General features: G+C 48.3%; 16 protein-coding genes. 12 read left to right on the top strand and 4 right to left on the bottom strand.

Annotated features, from left to right (window positions below):
• Nucleotides 1-437: 437 nt before the first annotated feature.
• A complete protein-coding gene (locus AYR61_RS04710; protein WP_065901894.1) occupies nucleotides 438-1220 on the top strand; it encodes an ABC transporter ATP-binding protein in 783 nt (260 codons plus the stop codon).
• Between the two features lie 54 nt (nucleotides 1221-1274).
• Nucleotides 1275-1922, top strand: a complete 648-nt coding sequence (locus tag AYR61_RS04715; protein WP_054710738.1) for a LuxR C-terminal-related transcriptional regulator — start codon at nucleotides 1275-1277, stop codon at nucleotides 1920-1922.
• Between the two features lie 488 nt (nucleotides 1923-2410).
• On the opposite strand, the gene AYR61_RS04720 is transcribed toward AYR61_RS04715, so the two are convergent.
• The gene (locus AYR61_RS04720; RefSeq protein WP_065901896.1) at nucleotides 2411-3754 is read right to left on the bottom strand and encodes an MFS transporter; all 1344 of its coding nucleotides are present in this window, start codon (nucleotides 3752-3754) and stop codon (nucleotides 2411-2413) included.
• A 691-nt stretch (nucleotides 3755-4445) separates the two neighbouring features.
• On the opposite strand from AYR61_RS04720, the gene ilvD reads away from it, so the two are divergent.
• The 6 genes from ilvD to cas9 all read left to right on the top strand — a co-directional run bounded on the left by ilvD (nucleotide 4446) and on the right by cas9 (nucleotide 14414).
• Entirely contained in the window at nucleotides 4446-6197 is a 1752-nt protein-coding gene (gene ilvD, locus AYR61_RS04725; protein WP_065901898.1) for a dihydroxy-acid dehydratase, read from the top strand.
• Between the two features lie 21 nt (nucleotides 6198-6218).
• Nucleotides 6219-6560, top strand: coding sequence for a metal-sulfur cluster assembly factor (locus tag AYR61_RS04730; RefSeq protein ID WP_056987164.1), 342 nt, complete (start codon nucleotides 6219-6221; stop codon nucleotides 6558-6560).
• A gap of 867 nt (nucleotides 6561-7427) precedes the next feature.
• Nucleotides 7428-8408: a bile acid:sodium symporter family protein gene (locus AYR61_RS04735; RefSeq protein ID WP_054712060.1), complete on the top strand. Its 981-nt coding sequence runs from the start codon at nucleotides 7428-7430 to the stop codon at nucleotides 8406-8408.
• Nucleotides 8409-8645: 237 nt separating this feature from the next.
• Nucleotides 8646-9917: a multidrug efflux MFS transporter gene (locus tag AYR61_RS04740; protein ID WP_082615608.1), complete on the top strand. Its 1272-nt coding sequence runs from the start codon at nucleotides 8646-8648 to the stop codon at nucleotides 9915-9917.
• Between the two features lie 18 nt (nucleotides 9918-9935).
• Complete coding sequence (locus AYR61_RS04745; protein ID WP_054712062.1) at nucleotides 9936-10247, top strand: metal-sulfur cluster assembly factor; 312 nt, start codon at nucleotides 9936-9938, stop codon at nucleotides 10245-10247.
• Between the two features lie 891 nt (nucleotides 10248-11138).
• Nucleotides 11139-14414, top strand: a complete 3276-nt coding sequence (gene cas9, locus AYR61_RS04750; protein WP_065901900.1) for a type II CRISPR RNA-guided endonuclease Cas9 — start codon at nucleotides 11139-11141, stop codon at nucleotides 14412-14414.
• A 65-nt stretch (nucleotides 14415-14479) separates the two neighbouring features.
• Here the strand turns inward: cas9 and AYR61_RS04755 are convergent, their stop codons facing one another.
• Nucleotides 14480-14731, bottom strand: coding sequence for a type II toxin-antitoxin system Phd/YefM family antitoxin (locus AYR61_RS04755; RefSeq protein ID WP_065901902.1), 252 nt, complete (start codon nucleotides 14729-14731; stop codon nucleotides 14480-14482).
• A gap of 1143 nt (nucleotides 14732-15874) precedes the next feature.
• Here AYR61_RS04755 and lepB point away from each other — a divergent pair.
• Nucleotides 15875-16465 (top strand): signal peptidase I, encoded by a 591-nt coding sequence (gene lepB, locus AYR61_RS04760; protein WP_065901906.1) that lies wholly within the window; start codon nucleotides 15875-15877, stop codon nucleotides 16463-16465.
• A 48-nt stretch (nucleotides 16466-16513) separates the two neighbouring features.
• On the opposite strand, the gene AYR61_RS04765 is transcribed toward lepB, so the two are convergent.
• Nucleotides 16514-16858, bottom strand: coding sequence for a HigA family addiction module antitoxin (locus AYR61_RS04765; RefSeq protein WP_225356516.1), 345 nt, complete (start codon nucleotides 16856-16858; stop codon nucleotides 16514-16516).
• 317 nt (nucleotides 16859-17175) lie between these two features.
• Here AYR61_RS04765 and AYR61_RS04770 point away from each other — a divergent pair, with 317 nt between their 5' ends.
• A complete protein-coding gene (locus AYR61_RS04770; protein WP_065901908.1) occupies nucleotides 17176-18414 on the top strand; it encodes an IS110 family RNA-guided transposase in 1239 nt (412 codons plus the stop codon).
• Nucleotides 18415-18564: 150 nt separating this feature from the next.
• Here the strand turns inward: AYR61_RS04770 and AYR61_RS14835 are convergent, their stop codons facing one another.
• Complete coding sequence (locus AYR61_RS14835; RefSeq protein WP_169790386.1) at nucleotides 18565-18792, bottom strand: type II toxin-antitoxin system RelE/ParE family toxin; 228 nt, start codon at nucleotides 18790-18792, stop codon at nucleotides 18565-18567.
• 288 nt (nucleotides 18793-19080) lie between these two features.
• On the opposite strand from AYR61_RS14835, the gene AYR61_RS04775 reads away from it, so the two are divergent.
• A complete protein-coding gene (locus AYR61_RS04775) occupies nucleotides 19081-20409 on the top strand; it encodes a C1 family peptidase (protein WP_056987161.1) in 1329 nt (442 codons plus the stop codon).
• Nucleotides 20410-20827: 418 nt separating this feature from the next.
• The gene (locus tag AYR61_RS04780; protein ID WP_054712863.1) at nucleotides 20828-21040 is read left to right on the top strand and encodes a DUF3923 family protein; all 213 of its coding nucleotides are present in this window, start codon (nucleotides 20828-20830) and stop codon (nucleotides 21038-21040) included.
• Nucleotides 21041-21475: the final 435 nt, after the last annotated feature.

Genomic DNA, 21475 nt, shown 5'->3' on the forward strand with positions numbered 1-21475 from the left:
CTTTGATTTAGCGTGTTAGTCCGTTGCATTGCGGTATTTGGCACTCCGTCGTGGTGGCTCGCGATGAAGCTAATTCAGCTGTCGCTGTGCGCCATCTGAATGGATCTCCATCGTCTCGCACATCAGTAACCGACCCAAGAACGGTCGCTAACTGATGTCGACACCACGACTCCGTGCCAAATACCTCCATTCCACTCATAGTGAGCTAGCTTTTAACGGTAGATAAACATCGAAAGACAGTCAGAGATGGTTTGTAGAGAATCCGCCCTCGACTGCTTTCATATATATCGACAGTGATGCTTATGAAACATAAAACAGCAATGGTGTTAACGACATAGTGCGGATATTTAACTAATCGTTCTACTATTCTAATATGACTATCATTAGTGGTGTAAAAGCTGTTTTTTCTTAATACCATCTTGAAAGGAAATGATCACATGAACCGGATTTTAAAATTTGAGGATGTTTCTGTTACTCGTGGGAAGAAGGAGATTCTTAAACATCTTAACTGGGAGGTCCAGAACGGGGAAAATTGGGCCATTCTTGGACTTAATGGCGCTGGGAAGACCACGATGCTGAAGATGATTCAAGGGGATCTGTGGCCCACTAGCGGTAAATTGGAAGTCCTAGGCGGCGTCTTTGGGCACATTAGTATTCCTGAGTTGAAGACTAAAGTTGGCTGGGTCAGCACCGCGTTACAGGACCAATTACATCCTGGCGACGCTGTGGACAGCATCGTGCTCTCCGGAAAATTTGCCAGCATTGGTGTTTATCAAGAGGTTACTAAGCGCGACCTGCAGGCTGCCCGGCAGACGCTGATCGACCTCGGCGGTGAGAAATTGCTCGGAAAACCGTACGCCGTTTTATCGCAAGGGGAACGGCAACTGGTGTTGATTGCGCGTGCAATGATGGCTAAACCGCAGCTGCTGATTTTGGATGAGCCGTGCAACGGGTTGGATCTCTTTGCGCGCGAAGAGCTTTTGAAACGGGTGGCGGGGATCGCAGAAATGCCCAACCATCCCGCTTTGCTACTGGTGTCACACTACACCGAAGAAATGCTGCCGTGCTTTAAGCACGTGCTTTTGCTCCGCCGCGGTGAAATCGTCCGGAAGGGTAAGCGCGAGGACTTGTTGACTGCACCGACGTTGTCTGAATTTTATGGTAAACCTATTCAAACGGTGACAATGCGTGGAAATCGACTAGCGGTTTATCCAAAATAAGTGTATGATGAGAAAATACTTAGAAAACACTCACTAAAAGAAAGGATGAGGTGAATGAAAAATGTACTTGTGATTGCGGATAGTGCCATTACCAGCGCAGGCGTGAGTTGTCTGATCGACCAACAGCCGGAATTTCAGGTGGTTGATCAAGTGACTGATGGCGCGGCAGCCTTTAGCGTGATTGAGCGGACAACAGTGGCGATGGTGATGCTCGACTTAACCATTCGTGGCGAAAACGGGCTGTTGCTTTTGGAACGACTACATAAACAATTTCCTGAAATTGGCATCCTCACATTAAGTTCACTGGGTGAGCAGTCGGACCCGGCGGATGCTGTGAGAAAGGGCGCGTTGGCCTATTTACTCAACGATTCTCCGGCCCGCGAATTTCATCGGGCATTGACTGCCGTTGCTAAGGGTCGGCTTTATTTGGACCAGAATTTACTGCTCAATAAGCGTGAGGCAACCCAGCTGGATGCGTACCGACCAGTGACGAACTGCGGTTATGACACCCTATCAGACCGCGAACGAGAGGTGCTGCCGCTGATCATTCTAGGCCATAGCAACAAGCAGATCGGTGAACGACTCTGCATTTCTGTCAAAACGGTGGAGGCACATAAGTCGAGTATCATGCGCAAATTGTCCTTGGATTGCCACTGTGACCTCATTCAGTACGCCATGCAGCACCATTTGATGACGTTTTAGGATCACTATTTTACTGGGGATGTCTTGCGAAACAGTAGATTAGATATACATAGGGGTTAATCTGAGCTCATTTTTCACTGATTTGACTGCCTGATTCGCCCACTTATTTCGATATAGCACAATTGTCGCTAAAAATAACGCGCTAAATGCAAGTCATACCTGCATTTAGCGCGTTATTTGGGTTCAAATTTCATAAAAGTCTTCCTATAGTAATGAATTATCTTAAACTGTTGTGTGCCGACACTGAAATAAACAATGGTTATTTTACTGGGGATTACTCAATAAGGGAGACTATGGCACAAAAACGCAGGTTTATCCCTACTAAAATATCATGTGATGATGTACTAGTAGGCTTCACACCAGCACTATGAGGAGTGACCATTAATGTTGGCAATTCTCAGTATCGCAACGAAGCGACATGCCAACGTTTCCCTCTCAGCTACAAAAAAACGTCACCGGAAATTCATCCAGTGACGCTATTCATACCATTATTTAGTGAAATCAACTTCCTTAGTTTCCTTGGTAGTCAGCAACGAGATCAACGCTGCAACCGCCATGACACCTAGGTAGGCGCCGACGGATTGGATACCCCAGTTAGTCGACAGCCAGGTGGCAATGGTTGGCGCAAAAGCAGCACCGACAATGGCCGCAACGTTATAGGAGATCCCAGCACCGGAGTACCGAACTTTTGTGGAGAAGAGTTCTGGTAACACGGCGCCGACTGGTCCAAAGGCCGTGCCCATCAGAATGAAGCCGACGATCAAGAAGGTCATGGCGCCGGCAACGTTGTGCTGACCCTGTAAGAGGTAGGGGAACGCAAAGGCGAAAACGACCAGCAGCGATGAGGCCGTGATCAGGACGCGGCGGCGCCCCAGCTTGTCAGCAAATTGAGAAGCAACCACTATCATGACGGCAAAGACCACGATGGCAGCCATCAGCATCAGCAAGTATTCCTTATTGGAGAACCCAAGCGTTGTTGTCGCATAGGAGAGTGACCAGGTGGCTAGGGTGTAGAACAAGGTGTATGTAACAGAAACGATGAAGGTGCCTTGCAGCAGTTGACGCCAGCTCGTTTTGAACACCGTTGTCAGCGGTGACTTGGTGACCGTCTTCTTTTCCTGCGCTAACCGGAATAGTGGCGTTTCCTGCATCCGTTCCCGAACCCAGAAGCCAACGATGACGAGCAGTGCTGAAGCTAAGAATGGGATGCGCCAGCCAAAACTGATCATTTGGGCGGGCGTCAAGACGGATTCCAAAATGAAGAAGAGTCCGTTACTTAAGAAGAACCCAAGCGGGGCGCCCAATTCTGGAAAGGCCCCATATAATGCCCGTTTATTTTCGGGGGCGTTTTCGGTTGCGACCAGTGCGGCACCGGACCACTCACCGCCTAGGCCGACACCTTGAATGAACCGGCAGGCACACAGTAAAATAACTGATCCAAGGCCAAGTGTGGAATACCCTGGCAACACACCGATGAGCACGGTGGAGCAGCCCATCAGTAATAGGGACACGATCAAGGTGTTCTTTCGGCCGATCTTATCACCGAAGTGGCCAAAGACCAACGATCCTAACGGGCGAGCAACAAAAGCGACGCCGAATGTTAACAGACTCAGCAGGACGGCAATGGTCGGGGTAACTTCCGGGAAGAAGACCTTGGGAAAGTACGCTGCAGCAGCGGTCCCGTAAGCGTAAAAGTCGTAAAACTCAATGGCGGTTCCGATCATGGACGCGAAAATAACGGTTTTGACAGAATCACGGGCTAGGGTTGCGGCTGGATTGGTCTTGGCAACGGGCGCCACGGATTCGACGGATGAAACATCAGTATCTTGCATAGGTATCGCCTTCCTAACGATTAATTTAGTTTTTTGAAACACTGAAACGGATAAGTTGTAGGTGGCACCTCCGATTGAATCTTCCGGTTCAAACAAAAAAGCCAAGAGCTTAACGGCCCTTGGCTTGTACCAAACAGGGCCCGCAATGTGCGGGCACTCAAAATGTCCCGCATCTTAGTTAATAATAATGTGGGCAATAATCATAATTTGAATGGCAAAAACTGTTTGGTTTGGCATTTGTCTGTCCTCGAATTCCTAGAATGGTTGTTAGCTTAGCAGAGATAAAATTAAAAGTAAATGAGAAAATTTTATATCGGTTAAATGAGCAACCCGGTATTTTTGAGGCATAAGTGGTACAAAAAGAAATCACTGGTGACGAAAATTATTTTTAATTAGGTTGAACCCTGGTCTTAAATTGGACTCAATTAGACGATCGTTTGAATATTACCTGAATAGTACACTAAATTGAGACGATTATTCGGATTTAACAATCATTTTTAAATTTAATTGTCCCAAAATCAGACAAGTGTAAGACCTTGTGATGACTTGTTTTTAACGCACCCTGAGACAAAAAATCGTGGTTATCGCATCTTAACGTCCATTGACAAATTAAAATCTCATGATAAAATTCATAATAATTTGAATAGTCATAGTTTCCTCGTTCAAATAATTTGTTATTGGAGGTATGGAAATGAGTGATACGTTAAACTTTAAGGTTAGCGGCGACGATATGCAAAAGCGTAGTGATGAGATCACAGTTGGAGTCGATCGAGCGCCGGGTCGTAGTTTGCTATACGCTACCGGGATGGTGAAGAACCCGGAGGATATGAAAAAACCCTTCATCGCAATTTGTAACTCCTACATAGAAATCGTGCCTGGGCACGTGCACCTTAGAGAATTAGCCGATATTGCCAAGGAAGAGATTCGCAAGGCTGGCGGGATTCCATTTGAATTTAATACCATTGGCGTCGATGACGGGATCGCCATGGGCCACATCGGAATGCGGTATTCGTTACCAAGCCGGGACCTGATTGCTGACTCAGCCGAAACGGTGATCAACGCCCACTGGTTCGACGGCGTGCTCTACATGCCAAACTGTGACAAGATCACGCCCGGCATGTTAATGGCGTCGCTGCGGACGAACGTCCCATGTACGTTTGTTTCCGGTGGTCCCATGAAGGCGGGCTTAGCGCCAGATGGCAAAGCAGCTAATCTATCGTCCGTTTTTGAAGCCTTTGGGGCGTTCAAGGACGGCAAAATGAGCAAGGAAGACTTCCTCAAGCTCGAACAAAACGCCTGTCCATCCTGTGGTTCCTGTGCCGGGATGTACACCGCTAACTCAATGAATTCACTGATGGAAGCTCTCGGGGTTGCCTTACCGTATAACGGAACAGCCTTAGCTGTTTCTGATCAGCGACGCGAATTGGTCCGCCAAGCTGCTCGGCAAGTCATGGTCAACGTGAAGAACGACTTGAAGCCGCGCGACATCATCACCAAGGACGCCTTGGACGATGCGTTTGCGTTAGACATGGCCATGGGCGGTTCCACCAATACCGTTTTACACGGGTTGGCCATCGCGCACGAAGCCGGCATCGACTACAGTGAACGCGACATCAACGAAATTGCTAAACGCACGCCGCATTTAGCCAAGATCGCGCCATCGTCCGTTTGGAACATGGAGGACGTCCACGCTGCCGGTGGGATCCCCGCCATTATGAACGAACTTATCGAAAAGGGGTGCCTGCATTCCGACCGCATCACCGTCACCGGTAAGACCATTCGAGAAAACGTCGCTGGCGCACACACGCTCAATCCAGAAGTCATTCGACCACTGGATAACCCGTACTCAGAACAGGGTGGGCTGTCCGTGCTCTACGGCAACATCGCCAAGGACGGCTCAGTCATCAAAGTGGCCGGGGTCGATCCCGACATTCACAAGTTTGTCGGTACTGCCATCTGCTTTGATTCCCATGACGCTGCCGTTGAAGGCATCGATAACGGAAGTGTTAAAGCTGGCAACGTCGTGGTTATTCGCTACGAAGGGCCAAAGGGTGGTCCCGGCATGCCCGAAATGCTGAACCCAACCTCCGACATCATCGGCCGCGGGTTAGGCCGCACCGTTGCCCTCATCACTGACGGGCGGTTCTCCGGTGCCACTCACGGTATCTGTGTCGGCCACGTTTCGCCAGAAGCCGCTTCCGGTGGTGAGATTGCCCTCATCCACGATGGCGACCAGATCACGATCGACCTGACCAACCGGACAATGGACGTTGACGTTTCCGACGCTGAGTTTGCAGAACGGCGAAAAGAGTTGAAGCCGTTTAAACCAAAGGTCCGCTTCGGTTACCTGGCGCGGTACCAATACCTGGTGACCTCAGCCAACACTGGCGGCGTCATGTTAGGGGCCGATGAACTCTTCGGCAAGGAAGACGACGCGGACTAACGCAGAAAGGTGGCGTTCACCATGGCAGAAGAAACGAGTACCGCTACCGATACGACTGCTGAGTTACAGGATCGGATGATCGACGCACTGCAATCCGTTATTGACCCGGAACTCGGCATCGACCTCGTCAATCTTGGACTAATCTACGGCATGAGTCTGACAGACGGCGTTGCCACAGTCACCATGACACTGACCACCGTTGGCTGTCCCATCTCACAAGTGCTTGAAAACATGATCGGCACCGCGCCTGAGAAATTACCCGAAGTCAACAACGTCAAAATCGACATCGTTTGGGAGCCAGCCTGGTCGCCCAGCAAAATGAGCCGGTATGCTCGCGTGGCGCTTGGGTATCATATGGGGTGATTGTGGGTACAAGTGCGTTCCGTTCTGCGATTTGGCACTCCGTTGTGGTGGCTCGCGATGAAGCTAACTCGATTTCCGCTGCGCGGCTCTCGAGTGGATCTTCATCGTCTCGCATATCACTAGGTGGCCGAAACCCTCGCCCACCAAGTGATATCGACACCACAACTCCGTGCCAAATCGCGCCACTTCACTCACGTAACCGCAACTAAGGACACGTTAGCCAAGCACCACATGACAGTTAGCTCAAGTACGAAGCTTATCCGCCCGCGACTGCGATTAAGACGATGTACTAGTAACGCGTTTCTGTTGCGTTACTGGTTCTCAGTGCAGGGCGGCTGTAAGTCAACGATTCGGTTGTTTTCCCGCAAATATCAGCGGAGTGGAGCCGGTCGGCATTGCAGGCTGTGGTGTCGGTATTAGTTAGCGACCGTACTTTGGTCGGTTACTAATACGGGAGACGTAGGAGATCCTTGAATTTCTGAGAGGAAATTCAATAGCTCCGAAGCGACCCACTTCAGCCTGCAGAGCCGACCGGCGTAACGCAGCGACAAGTACAACGCAGCGACAAGTACAACGCAGCGACAAGTACAACGCAGTGACAGTACAACGCAATACAGACAAAACAAACATAGGCATATTAGTTAGTGCATCAGACACAAGTGTTCTGTCTTCACTAGTAACACGGAGACGTTGATTTTTCTCGTTTACATTGTGGAAACGTGTTCCACAAGCCAACTCCCTACTGTGTAAAGCAACTTTGCCAGAAATTCAGAACCGGAATTTCCGGCAAAGTCGCCTTACATTCCGGGAGTTACCCGGCTTGCGCCACACTCTCCACCTTGACATACATAAAAAGGGGTTTACATTATGAATAAAATCGAAGCTTTCGGTAAGTGGTTAGGGAAATATTTCACCGTTATCGTTATTATTTGGGCCGCGTTTAATTACTTATTACCGGCAACGAGTACCTGGGTCGTTCCAAATACCTCGTACTTACTGGGCATCATTCTGTTTGGGATGGGGTTGACGTTGAAGGGTGAGGATTTCGCTCGGATCGTTAAACGGCCAGTGCCGGTTATCTTAGGAACGGTGGCGCACTATGTGATCATGCCGTTTATCGCGTGGTTACTTTGTCAGATCTTTCAGCTCTCCGGTGCCACAGCCGTTGGGGTTATCCTGGTCGGGTCCTGCCCAAGCGGGACGTCATCAAGCGTGATGGCCTATCTGGCTGGTGGTGACGTTGCGTTGGATGTGTCCATTGAAACGTTATCCACGTTGCTGGCACCGATTGCGCTGCCGGGATTACTGCTGCTGTATGCGGGCAAGTATGTTGCCATTCCAACGCAATCCCTGTTCTTGAGTACGATCCAAATCGTTTTGGTACCAATCATCCTTGGGGTTGTGATTCACTCGATCTTTGGCAAACGCATTGATACCATCACCCGCGCACTGCCGTTGATCTCACAATTAGCCATCCTATTGATCATCGGAGCCGTTGTTTCAGCTAACCATGACGGGTTGTTTACCGCCGCTACTGCTTTGGTTATCCCCGTTGTTATGTTGCATAATCTGTCTGGTTACGGGCTCGGGTTCTTGTTCTCCAAACTCATTCGGTTGAAGGATCCGCAACGCAAAGCCATCACTTTTGAAGTCGGGATGCAGGATTCTAGTTTGGGTGCCACGCTTGCCATGAAGTACTTTGCACCAGCTGCCGCCATTCCATCGACTATCTTCAGTATCTGGCACAACATTTCTGGTTCCATCCTGTCGTCATACTGGCGCGGTCGGACGGAACGCAAGGCTGGCACTGCCCAACAGAGCAGCTCCACAGCACCTGCTGGTCGGTAGATCAAAGTTAGCTAAACTGAACGCCAAGCGCTTCTCAAACGAGATGATTGCTTAGCGTTCTTTGTAGTCATTGATGGCCAGCAGTTTATAGTGCGGCACTATCGGAATTGCAAAAAACTCATATTGTTTTCATCATCGACAAGCGTAAAATGAAAGTAATCTTCGCATCCAAACCAAGCACCACCACATAGCAGCGTCAAAACGGTGCGGATGCCGTACATAAAAGCAGGTGGACACGTGAAAAAGAGTAGTAATTGGCAGCGTAATTTGTATTTTCTGTGGGTCGGGAATTTTATGACTGGGATGGGGTTTTCAATGACCATGCCCGTCATTTCCCTCTATGTCGCGTCGTTGGGGCACTTTACGACGTCGCAACTGAATCTGCTGTCCGGGTTTGCGTTTGCCATCACCTTCCTGGCGAAGGCCATCGTTTCCCCGTATTGGGGCAAACTCGCTGACCAGTATGGCCGTAAACTGATGTGTTTGCGTGCGTCACTTGGGATGACGATCACCATTACGGCGTGCGGCTTCGCGCCAAACGTCACGATTCTGATTATTTTGCGGGCGATTCAGGGCTGCTTCTCCGGGTATATCAACAACGCGAACGCCATTGTGGCCGCTAGTGTGCCGATTGACCGAAGCGGGAAAGCGTTGGGGACGTTGGCAACGGGGAACGTTGTCGGTACCCTGGTCGGCCCGCTACTAGGTGGGGCGTTGGCCAGTTCATTTGGCTACCGCGGGTCGTTCTTCGTTGCCGGGGCCATGATGCTGGTGGTCTTCTTGATGACGATGTTCTTTGTCCACGAAGACTTTACTCCGGTGGACAAAGTGCAGCTCCAACCCATGAAACAGGTTTTTCATACCCTGAAATACCCAATGTTGATCTGGGGATTGTTTATCACGACCCTGGTCATTCAAGCAGCCAATATGTCGATCACGCCGATCATTAGTCTGTTGATCAAACAGCTGATGCACCATGGCGGCCAAGTGGCAATGGTCAGTGGGGTGATCTCATCGCTGCCTGGGGTAGTGACGCTGATCTTCTCACCAATTTTGGGAAGTTTAAGCGACCACATCGGCCCTGAAAAGGTGCTGGGTGCCGGACTAGTTGCGGCAATCGTGTGTTTCATTCCAATGAGTTTTGCCCAAAATGTTTGGCAACTCGGTGTTTGGCGGACGTTGCTTGGTGTTTCGGATGCCGCAATGCTGCCAGCAATTCAAACCTTGATGACCCACTATGTACCCAAGGATGCCTTTGGTCGAATCTTCAGCTACAACCAGTCGTTTCAGGCGATGGGCAGTGTTGGCGGTCCAATGCTGGGTTCCGTCGTCGCCAACGCGTTTAGTTACCAGGGCGTGTTCATGATGACGGCCATTCTAGAAGGGTTTAACCTGATCTTCTTGGTGCCTGCAACCTGGGCGCTGGTAAAAAATGGCGGCACGATTCGCGAACAGCAACGGGCGCAAGCTAAGCAGCAACAATTGGCAGCTAAAACCGTGCACAATTAACCGACTGGAGGCAGGCGAATGACAACTGACCGCTTTACTGAAAAGACCATGACCGCATTGGCGACCGTGATCGATCCGGAACTTGGTGTGAACCTGGTTGCACTCGGATTGATCTACGACGTCACGTTAACCAAGGGTGATTGTGTCATCACCATGACGCTGACGATCGCTGGTTGCCCACTGACGGAATACCTGTATCAAGCAATTACCAAGGTCTTGATGACCCTACCAGAAGTGAACACGGTTCACATCAATCTTGTGTGGGAACCCGCTTGGTCGGTCAATAAAATGTCACGGCAGGCAAAACTAGAACTGGGCATTCACGGCTAGCGTACGAGTGATAACTAAGGTTAAAAAATAATTAAAAAATTAGTAAAAACGGGTGACTTTCTAATCTATCTTTCGTATAATAACCAAAAGCGCTTGTACAAGCGCCAAACTTACTTTGTAGGATTAGTAAGGATACCATGATAAGGCGATTTTATATCTGCCGTACAGCTCTAGCCCCTATTCCTTCAATATCGAAGGTGGGGGCTATCTGTTTATCTTGGGTCTTTGCTTGACTAGGGTAACGCATTGTTAATGGTTCGTTGCATTCCACATACACAGAGCTGACTTTATTCTTTAGTTAAGTATGGCGATAGCAATAAACCAAGTTCGAAGAGACTCCGCACTCGACTGCTGATAAGTTCATCGACAGCGATACTTCGGCATTGGTGGACTTGCTAGCAATGGCCAGTTAACGAACACCTACCGTTATTATGAAGTAGAAGTCTTCAATCTGCAGCTTAGTGGAAAAAGTCGACGATAATGGAATCATTTCATAGTGGTGATATGTAACAGAATGAGTGCTTAACTTTGAAAATGCGTTGGAAGTACAGCTCAGGTTATACATAGCAGCAATTGGCAACACGAAGGATACACTTTTGAGATATCCAGTCAGATTTGAATAGTAGGAAAAATGCACAGACAAAAGCGTTACTTAGACGGCACCATAAAGGCAGTCAAGGGCGGATAATACACAAACTGGCACTTCTGAGCGGTAGGTACTAAGCTAACCTCAGTTATGTCTAACCTCAGTTATGTCAGCACTGTGAGCGAAGTGCAGTGATTTGGGCACGAAGCAGTGGAGCCACCACAGCTTCCAGTGCCCAAATCACGGAACGTAGCGCCATTATCCACCAGAAACAGATTGCCCGCTTCAAAAGAAAGAGGTGGCATATGGGGGTTTTACTGAGTTTGAACATTGATATTGCGGCGGTGGGCTACGCGGTGTTGCAGACGGATGAGCGGGGGAAGCCTGAGCGCATCTTGAAACTCAACACGGTGCAGTTTACGCCGGCGGAAAATCCAAAGGACGGCGCGTCACTGGCATTACCAGCACGACAACGCCGCCATGCACGACGCTGTAACCGGCGCACCAAATTCCGGAAACAGCGGGTTAGACAGTTATTTCTTAAGTATGGGTTGTTGACGACCGCGGACATGACGGCCTACTTTAATCAGCAACTGCAACCAGCGGACATTTGGCAGCTGCGGGTTCAGGGTCTGGACGGAGAATTGACGAGTCGTGAGTTGTTTGCGGTGCTGTACTATTTGGCCGGTCACCGCGGCTTTAGGTCTAATGCGCGTTCGGAGACGACTGGTCAATCACCAGCTGAGTTAGGGCGACTGTTGCAGTCGATTCAGGCAACGAAGCAGGTCTTTCAAGCGGGTCATTACCGGACGTTTGGCGAGATGCTGGTACGCGACCCGCGGTATCGCGCCTGTAAACATAATAAGGATTACCAAGCAGACTATTTGGTGCATCCGTTGCGCGAGTGGATCGTGTCGGAGGCGCGGTTGATCATCAATCACCAGCGCCAAAGCGACCCGCGGCTGTCACGGGCGTTTCAGAAAGACTACATAGCACTACTTAAGAGCCAGCGCGACTTTGATACGGGACCGAGTGCCCCGAGCCGCTTTGGCGGGAATTTGATTGAGAAAATGGTGGGCAATGACCCGCTGAATGCGTGTGAAAAGCGCGCGGCAAAGGCCACGAGAACCTATTGCGAGTTTAAGTTAATGAAAACGGTAAACGATATCCAGTTAGTGGGCGGCGACTACCGGGGCCTGACGGCGTTGGATGTCAGTCAGCGCCACTGCCTCTTGGCCCTGGCCCGGCAACAGCAGCGACTTGATTTCTACCAGGCTCGGCAGGCGCTTAATTTACCAGCGGAAGTCAGGTTTAATCAGGTCGCCTACCAGGACGAACCGGTTAAAAAGGCCGAAAAACACACTGTTATCGTTGATTTTAAGGCAATCAATGAGATTCAAACGGCGCTTGGCAGCAGTTTGTACGCCGACGACACCGATCTGATCGACCGGGTGGGCACCATCCTCACCAATTACTCGAGCGACCAGTCGAAACAACAAGCACTGGAAGAGCTCGACGTGTTGTCTGACGAAGAGATCACGCGATTGGCCGCCCTCAATTACACGTCGTACAGCCAGTATTCGTTAAAAACGATGCGGCAGCTTTGGCCGTTTCTGTGGCGCGGGCGCAGTTTCGCAGTGTCACTTGAGACAGCGGGGTACGGTCTAAACGACCAGCGACTCGACCGCGTCGCCCTCTATGATCAGCTGACGAATCCGGTGGCTAAGCGCGCCGTTGTCATGGCGCTCAAGGTGGTCAAAGCCGTTCAAGCTGCCTATGGTCATCTGGACGCGCTTCGGTTTAGCGTGGCGCCAGCGATGACCCTGCCGTTTCAAAAACGCGTCGATGCCAACAAGCGCCAACAGCAGACGGTGAAAGCTCACGAGAAGTTAGTGGCAACGCTGAATCAGTTAGGCATTCCGGCAAACGGTGAAAATATTTTGAAGCACCAGCTGTTTACCGAGCAGCAGGGTATTGACCCCTACACCGGTCAGCCCATTGATCCAGAACGGTTGTTTAACGATGCGTACTACCAGATCGACCATATCATCCCGTATTCGGCTAGTTTCGATGACCGCTACTGCAATAAAGTGGTTACGGCAACGGCCAATAATCAGCAGAAGGGCAACCAACTGCCACTTGCATTTCTACATAGTGAGCACCACCAAAGATTTATCGCCTGGGTCACCGACACCATCACGTCGTATCGCAAACGGCAACACCTGCTTAAGACGGAAATTACCGCTCGTGATCAGTCCCGTTGGCGCACGCGGCACCTTGGCGATGACCGTCAATTCAGTCAGTTACTCAGTCGTTATTTTACACAAAATTTGCGTTTCCGGGCCGGCTATCAGGAACCCGTTGCGGCTGTGAGTTATCCGGCAACAGCCAGATTGCTGCAACGGTTCAGCGTGCCGCTGCCCAGTGAATCAACACTGCGGTACGCCGCTCAAGCCGTCGTCACGGGGTGCTTCACACCAGCGTATATTGATCTGCTGGCCACCTATAGTACGGCGTGGGAGATCAGCCACAACGAAGCCCTGTGGTCCGCTTTCAGTCAGTTGACCGACAGCGATGGGCAGCTGAATCCAAGTTATCTACAAGTGAAAAATCAGGTGCCGCTGCCCTGGCCAGACTTTCGTGCTGAACTCACCGGCCGATTGTCTGATGATCCGGCAACAACAATGATTCAACGCAGTTGGCACACCTATCAACATCGTGAAATTACCCAGCTTAAACCGGTTTTCGCAATCCGGGCACCGCACCACAGTATCGGCGGTGAAGTGCATAAGGAAACGGTGTTCTCACCCAAGCATTATGACCAAACGGGGGAAGTGACCCAGCGCGTTGCCATCAGCAGTCTGAAACTGGCAAAGAATGGCGACCAGATTACCGGCGCTAAAGGGATCTATGCGTTAGCGCCTGATGGCAGTAATCAGGTTGTCTACACGGCAGTGAAGGTGGCACTAACAGCCAATGGCGGCAGCGGCAAGCAAGCATTCCCGGAAAACCAGCTGGTCATTTCAACGGGGTCGCAGGACATGGTCGTCACGAAGGTCAAGGTGACCAAGAAGGCCACGCTGCTGACGCCGGTTCACCAGGGACGCGGGGTCGCCAGCAACTCCCACATGGTTCGCGTGGACATCTACCGCAACGCCAAAGGATACGCTGGCGTGCCGCTGTACCCGGCTGATTTTAAGCAGGCAGCGTTGCCCAACCGCGTCATCACCGCCCGCAAGCCGCATGACCAGTGGCAGCTGGTCACGGCCAACGACGCCTTCATCTGCGCCCTATACCCTGATGATTCCGTCCACATCGAACGGCAGCACCCGATCCGGTTAAAGTATCCGGATGGGCACACCGATGAGGTCACCAGCCTCGACTGTTACTTTGGCAAGATCAATATTTCAAACAACAGCGTAACGTTTAAGGCCCACGACGGCAGTTACGTCATTCAAGAAGTGGCGCTGTCGAGTTTGGATACGCTGCAGCTGTATCAGCAGGATTATCTTGGGAACCGCCATTTAGTGCGTTCGAAACGGCGGGCTGATAAAACGAGTGCAATGGTGAAGACGCGTTAATAGTCATCACAAAAAAAGGTACGTCAGTGTAGACGTAACCTTTTGTCGCGAGTCTGATGTTATTTTTAAAGCCTCGAGCGTTTTTTACTTTCAATATCAGCGATTTGCTGTCTGCCGCGGCGAATCTTTGCCATAAGTGCTGGATTGCTTAGGATTCGCATTGTTTCGACCATGCGGTCATAGTCGTTCTTGGACATTAGAACTGCGCTGTCTGAGTCGTCGTGGTTGGTGATGAGAATCGGATCTGCATTTGCGGTGAGTTGGGTGAGATAGTCGTCTAGGTGGTTGTTGATGGTTTCGAGTGGGACGGTTTGCATGGGTGAGCCTCCCTTGGGTGTTTAGTGTTAGTTTATCGGATGGTTTTGAAAGAGGCAATTGGTTAGGTTTGGAGCGGTTCTCTTTCCTATTGCCGAAACGTGTTCAGCGGGGCTGCCCCCGGCCATATAACAGGCACCATCAAAAATCCAATCGGGATTTTCGATGGTGCCTGTTATATTCTGGGGGCAAAACGCCCCACTTCACACTCTGTAGGATTAGTCAGGATACCATGACTAAAATAGCCAAAAGTTTGGTTGGAATTATTGTAGAAAACGAACAGGGGATTGTCAAGGCAGTCTTAGATGTTAAGACACCGGTTTTACACGTTTTTACGTTTATTTTGACGGTAAATGTGCTATGCTAATACTAAAGAAATTATGAGCACCAAACTGTTTTCGGCACCATCAAGCAATAGGACATTTAAAAGCGTCACTGACATAAAGTTGCCGGTGACGTTTTTTACTGCAGTTGAATAGCAACGGATGTTTTATGATGGACAGTTCTGTTACATAGTTGTTAGCTGAGTCAAATAAACGGAACAATCCCGCTTCGTTGCGCCGTTCGGCCCTGCCTGCGGAACACGTTTCCGCAATATACACTAGAAATTCAAGGATCTCCTACGTCTCCCATGGTCGTAACCGACCCAAGGACGGTCGCTAACGACCACCGACACTACAGCCTGCAATGCCGAACAGCTCCAATACGCTACGATCCTTGTACTAGTCACCATGGAATTGAACTGTAATAAAAGATATCATAAAACTTTTCAATTAAGTGTTACAGTTAGCCAGCACATTCTGAGAAGTATTGCTGTCAATGACCTTATTAGCAGTCGAGGGCGGATTCTCCGCAAGCTAGTTTTAACGCTATTGTGATACTTAACGAAATGAAAAATTCTGCTCAACATCAGTGGAACGCAGCAATTTGGCACGGAGCTGCGAGCCACCACACGGAGTGCCAAATTGCGGAGTGCAACGGACTTCAGGCATTATCTATATAACATTTTGACAACAAAACCCCTAAGATTTGTCAAAACCACCTGTAATGTTTGCGTGATACCTGGCAAATAGAGTAATATAGGACTGTTATAATAGAGAAAAATGTGACCCTAACACACTTGTGTTAAGGGAAGGGGTAGAAGAATGAAAGCACTTAAAGAGATCCTTAGCTGGATCGTGCCAATCGCCATTGGGCTGATCGTTGCGTTCGGGCTTAAGACTTATGTCCTGTCACCTGTCCGGGTGGATGGACCATCAATGGAACCGAACTTAACCAATAACGAACGTGTGTGGATGTTTAAACAAGAAAAGATCAAGCACTTGAGCGTCATCGTGTTTGATGCGCACGGTGAGGATCCGGAGGCTAAGCCGGGTACCGACTACGTGAAGCGGGTCATCGGCCTGCCAGGGGACACCGTTGCCTTTAAGAACAACACCCTCTACGTGAATGGTAAGAAGGTCAACCAAAGTTTCATCAGCAGGAGCCAAGCCACAGGCGGTACCGGTAGTGCTAACTGGACACTGGCCTCGTTAGCCAAGCAGTACGGTTGGGGTAAACACGTGACGAAGGTGCCAAAGAACGAGTACTTCGTTTTAGGGGATCACCGAAGCGTGTCTAACGATAGTCGTTACTGGGGCTTTGTCTACAAGAGCAAGGTTGCTGGCGTTGTGAAGGTGCCTGCATGGACGGGGACCAAGACGGAACGGCATAATATTAACAGTCTAGGATATTAAAATAAAAAGTGGCAGGTTCGGTTAAACGAATCTGTCGCTTTTTTTGTGTTATTGTGGCTGATACTGCTTGATGCCATTATAAACTTTACTGTTTTTTTCTTTGGCATTTCGGATATCAATATCAGTTTGTAGATCAAAAAAGAAACGCTCTGAAACACCAAAGAACTTTCCAAGTCTAACAGAAGTGTCTACTGAAATAGCGCGTCGATCGTGTAAAAGATCTTGAATTCTTGAGGTTGGGACTTGAATTGCCTTAGCGACTGAATAGGCTGACAAATGTAACGGGTCCATAAATTCTTCCTTCAAAATTTCACTAATTTTAGGTGTTGGTATTCTCATTTTTATATCTCCTCGTATTATATAAGTTGTTCCTTCGGTGTATTTGTAGCTCATTACTTGTGTTGCTATTTATTTGTTGGACACCACGTGATAATCTCTAATTGTCATTGGCTTTGGTCAACTGGTATAGGTTTAGACCTCCTTGTAGCCGCGACTACTTTATTAGACTGCCGCCCAGACAATCATCTAAATCACGAACCACATGCTGTTTCGATGACGACGTTCACTAGTCTGAGTAGGACTAGCCGCAGCTTGAACTTAGTCACCCATGAATTCTTATCTGCGAGGATGTGTTTAGTGATTGTAATTAGGGGTTATCACATGGTGTCCAACTTAAGACCAGACAATAATTATGAAAGGAGGCCATCCCAATGAAATTACTTGTCGGCATTGATGTTAGTTCGAAAACGCTTGAAGTTGTGATGATGACTTCTGAAGCGCTAAAACCTGTCTTCCAAGGTGCCTTTGAGAATGATCTCAACGGCGCCACGGAACTTAAGACCATCATCTTGGCATTGAATGAACAACGTCATTTTGAACAAATTACGATTGGTATGGAATCGACTTCCATTTATAGTTTCCATCCAGCTTATTTCTTTATGAACGATGACGATCTAGCTCAGTTCAATACCGAAGCGGTCGTTCTCAATCCCCGTGATACTAAGCGTTATAAAGACGTTTTTGAAGACAATAAAAACGACCACATTGACGCACTTTATATTGCTGACTACCTACGTAATGGTCGCTTCACCACCAGTCTGGTTCGTGAGGATGAATATATTGCGCTTCAACGCCTTACCCGTTCTCGTTTTGAACTTGTGACCTCATTAGCTCGTTCTAAACAACACTTCTTAGAGAACCTTTACTATAAAGTCAATAAACTCGCTGTAAACTCCTCAGGAGAAAAGGTGGCGGTCTTTGGTAGCTCTATTTTTAACCTACTCACTGATGAAATGACCACCGATGAGCTCATCAACGCCTCGACCGAAGACTTAATTGACTATTTAAACGCCGCTGGTCATGGCCGCTTTGCTGATGCTGAGAAGACCGCTAAAGCGATTCAAAGGGCCGTTCGTGGCTCGTATCGCTTACCTAAAGTCATCCAAAACTCTATCGATATCAATGTGTCTATCTATGCCACTGAGATTCGAACCTACCAAAAACTCATCAAAGAACTTGATAAACAAATCGAAGCGGTTGTCATGGTATTACCGGAAACTGAAATTCTTCAATCGGTTCCTGGTATCGGCTCAGTTTACTCGGCTGGTATCTTAGCCGAGATTGGCCAGATTGAACGCTTTGATAAAGAGACTCAGCTGGCTCGCTATGCTGGATTAGCCTGGAAACAAAACCAGTCTGGCGACTTTAACGGACAGATTACGCCTCGGACGCATACTGGAAACAAGTATCTACGCTATTACCTAATCGAAGCTGCCGGTTCGGTAACCCGCTATGATCCAGTATTTCGTTCCTATTTTGAAAAAAAGATGTCCGAAGTTACGAAGACTCCTAGAAAGCGCGGCCTCGCATTAACCGCAAGAAAGCTTATCAGGGTGCTTGACGTCCTACTCCGTCGACACCAACTCTATCAAAAGGAGGAATCGGTATAGGCATATAAAACCAGCTTAAGGTCAAGCCATCAGCTCTGATTTTCAAAAATCGAAAATCAGTGGGCTTATTTAAGTGCACCATTTTCCAAGTGTTGAGCAGAACCAAATCCCGTCTGCTTTAATTTATTTTATTGACTTATCACCACATGTCTATCCGCGATGATAATCTACTATTTCTACTTGAGTAAATTCATTATAGTTTTCAACTGAAAAGCAAATACGATACTGACGATTTATTCGAATGCTGTAGTCTTGCTTATTATTACCGACTAAGCGTTCCAAATGATTTGCGGGCGGTACTCGTAAATCGTTGATATTAAATGCATGATCAATTATTAGTAGTTTACGTAATGCGATCCGCTGTATACTTTGTGGCAACTTTGTTGAGCATTATTGATAGAAAATTTTTCTGGTTTCTTTATCGGCAAAGTTCTTAATCATAATAAATCACTATTTAAGCTCCTAAGTATTTATTACAACTCATATCATACACGTATTATGTGTACATGTAAAACAATCAGATTCCAATTTGATTTAGTTCGATATTGGGTTGTTATTATATATAGACGAAAATGTATTGATTTTAATTTTTAATTCTTAAATTAAATCAGATATAAATACTTGGTGTAAAATAGACTCACCATTATCATCCAAGGAGGTTATTCAATGACAACAACACCCAATGCACCACTGACACAAGACGATTTTTTGGCCTTTCATCAAGACCTTGAAGGCCAGCCGGCTGCTGATGTGATCAGTCGAGCCGTAATGAACAACGGCGTCAACGCGGCTTCACAGGACCCGCAGGCACAGACGCGGTTGAACCGGACGTTCTCCGTTGAGGTCCCCACTGGCGCTGTGACCAACCAGAAACAATCTGGCCGCTGCTGGGAATTCTCTCTGTTGAACACGCTGCGGCACCAGTTTGCGACAACCCACAAGGTCAAGGACTTTGAGCTGTCACAAAACTACCTATTCTTCTGGGACAAGGTCGAGCGCGCCAACATGTTTTACCAACACATTATTGAAACGGCCGACCGCCCCGCCGACGACCGGGAAGTGACCTTCTACCTGAAGATGGCTGGAGGCGACGGTGGTCAGTGGGCCATGGCAGCCGCCCTCGTGCAAAAGTACGGCGTGGTGCCAAGTTACGCCATGCCGGAGACCTACAACACGGAACATACGAGTGCGTTTGCGACGACGCTGGCACTGAAAATGCGCCGGGATGCCGTTGTGTTGCGAGACATGGTGGCCCAACAAGCGACGGGTGCTGATCTAGCGGCTGAACGCCACGCCATGGTCAGTGAAGTCTATCGGATGGCGGCCTATTCATTTGGCGAGCCGCCGACCAGCTTTGATTTGGAATACACGGATGACGATAAGAAGACGCACCGTGAGCCTGGTCTGACGCCGCAGAACTTCTTCAAGGACCAATTTGACGTTGATTTGGACGACTACGTGGTGGTCACCAACTCACCAGACAAGCCGTTGAATAAGCTGTACCGGTTAGCCAGTCAGGAAAACATCGTGGGCGGCAAGCAGATCCAGTTCCTGAATGTCGACATGGAGGTCCTCAAGAAGACGGCCATTCAACAGCTGCAGGACGGTGAAACGATCTGGTTCGGTAACGATGTGCTCCAGCAGATGAGTCGCGAACAGGGCTTCTTGGACGCTAATCTGTACCGGAAGGCAGAGCTGTTTGGTATCGACCTGACCCTCAGCAAGGCCAAGCGGTTTGAATACCACGAGGCAGAGGTGACCCACGCCATGACGCTGACAGGCGTTAACCTGGTGGACGGCCAACCGAACCGCTGGAAGGTGGAGAACTCTTGGGGCGAAAAGAACGGCGAGAAGGGTTACTTTGTGATGACGGACGACTGGATGGACCAGTTTGTGTACGAGGTCGTCGTGCATAAGAAGTACCTGACGGATGCCCAACAAGCGATTTTGAAAGACAAGCCAATTGAATTGGCGCCTTGGGATGCATTGGAGTAGAGAGTGTAGGAAAACGGGAGGAAGCGGAGTGTAAGCCGACTTTGACAGAAAGGCCCGAACCTGGCCTTTCTGTCAAAGTCGGCTTACATGCAGCTTTCTGTTTTCCGAAACTCGTTTCGGCTCGAGGACAGAGAACCACGAAGAAAGGCCTGAACCTGGCCTTTCTGTCAAAGTCGGCTTACATGCAGCTTTCTGTTTTCCGAAACGCGCTTTGCCAAGTTACCCTAGAACAAGTAAATAACCAACAATACAACTCAAACATGGGGGTGTCTTATAAGCTAAGACACTCCCATATTAGTATTTCTGCCAATATTACTTGAGCAAACCCGACTTTAACGCTATGGTTGAACTGAGATTAGAAGATGTGTGCTATAACGTTATTCTATCTCAGATGATTAATTTACTTTGGAGGCTACTTATGAAACACGGCTATCTCATCACCAACATCATTTTGGCGGTGATCTTCATTTTACTATCTGCGGTTATTTTCCTGCGTAAAACGGATGGGGCGGGTCTGGCACAATCGCCGCATTTACGACTGGTCACATTCGTTGTGCTCGTTATCTTCTTTGCACTTATTTTAGTAGGTGAACTGATTGTGTTTGCCGTTTCACGTCGCAAGCAGGCATAGAGTTACTTATGATAATACTTGTTATTAAAAATGACCATCCAACAGCATTAGCGTGTCTTTAATGCTGTTGGATGGTCTTCTTTTTTTAAAAGTAGAAGCAGAATTTGATGAAGACCGTTTTTTAAGAAGAGTATCCACTTGATTTAGATGCTGAATTATTATTATACAATAAGCTATTATGCTTTTTTGGAAAGAATTTAAGTTACAAAGCGTGAAAGTATTACAAAATAAAAACTATATTTTTGAGGTTGTAAATATCAAAAAACTAAAAAAATAATATCAGTTTTCAAATATTAAAGAGTATTTTTGGTATTGGAAATTTTTAATGTTCTGGAAAAAAGAGTGTTAATCCATCCTGATTTTAAATACTTGTTGGAGTTAAATTTTCGTGAACTATAAAACGATTAGCTTTTAATTAATTTGCTAAAATTTCCT

Origin of the sequence: Secundilactobacillus paracollinoides, assembly GCF_001702155.1 — a bacterium.
In the GTDB taxonomy this organism is placed as follows: Bacteria; Bacillota; Bacilli; order Lactobacillales; family Lactobacillaceae; genus Secundilactobacillus; species Secundilactobacillus paracollinoides.

Coding starts and splice junctions, on each gene's coding strand:
- AYR61_RS04710 (WP_065901894.1), top strand. CDS start 438: ATGAACCGGATTTTAAAATTTGAGGATGTTTCTGTTACTCGTGGGAAG.
- AYR61_RS04715 (WP_054710738.1), top strand. CDS start 1,275: ATGAAAAATGTACTTGTGATTGCGGATAGTGCCATTACCAGCGCAGGC.
- AYR61_RS04720 (WP_065901896.1), bottom strand. CDS start 3,754: ATGCAAGATACTGATGTTTCATCCGTCGAATCCGTGGCGCCCGTTGCC.
- ilvD (WP_065901898.1), top strand. CDS start 4,446: ATGAGTGATACGTTAAACTTTAAGGTTAGCGGCGACGATATGCAAAAG.
- AYR61_RS04730 (WP_056987164.1), top strand. CDS start 6,219: ATGGCAGAAGAAACGAGTACCGCTACCGATACGACTGCTGAGTTACAG.
- AYR61_RS04735 (WP_054712060.1), top strand. CDS start 7,428: ATGAATAAAATCGAAGCTTTCGGTAAGTGGTTAGGGAAATATTTCACC.
- AYR61_RS04745 (WP_054712062.1), top strand. CDS start 9,936: ATGACAACTGACCGCTTTACTGAAAAGACCATGACCGCATTGGCGACC.
- cas9 (WP_065901900.1), top strand. CDS start 11,139: ATGGGGGTTTTACTGAGTTTGAACATTGATATTGCGGCGGTGGGCTAC.
- AYR61_RS04755 (WP_065901902.1), bottom strand. CDS start 14,731: ATGCAAACCGTCCCACTCGAAACCATCAACAACCACCTAGACGACTAT.
- lepB (WP_065901906.1), top strand. CDS start 15,875: ATGAAAGCACTTAAAGAGATCCTTAGCTGGATCGTGCCAATCGCCATT.
- AYR61_RS04765 (WP_225356516.1), bottom strand. CDS start 16,858: ATGAGCTACAAATACACCGAAGGAACAACTTATATAATACGAGGAGAT.
- AYR61_RS04770 (WP_065901908.1), top strand. CDS start 17,176: ATGAAATTACTTGTCGGCATTGATGTTAGTTCGAAAACGCTTGAAGTT.
- AYR61_RS04775 (WP_056987161.1), top strand. CDS start 19,081: ATGACAACAACACCCAATGCACCACTGACACAAGACGATTTTTTGGCC.
- AYR61_RS04780 (WP_054712863.1), top strand. CDS start 20,828: ATGAAACACGGCTATCTCATCACCAACATCATTTTGGCGGTGATCTTC.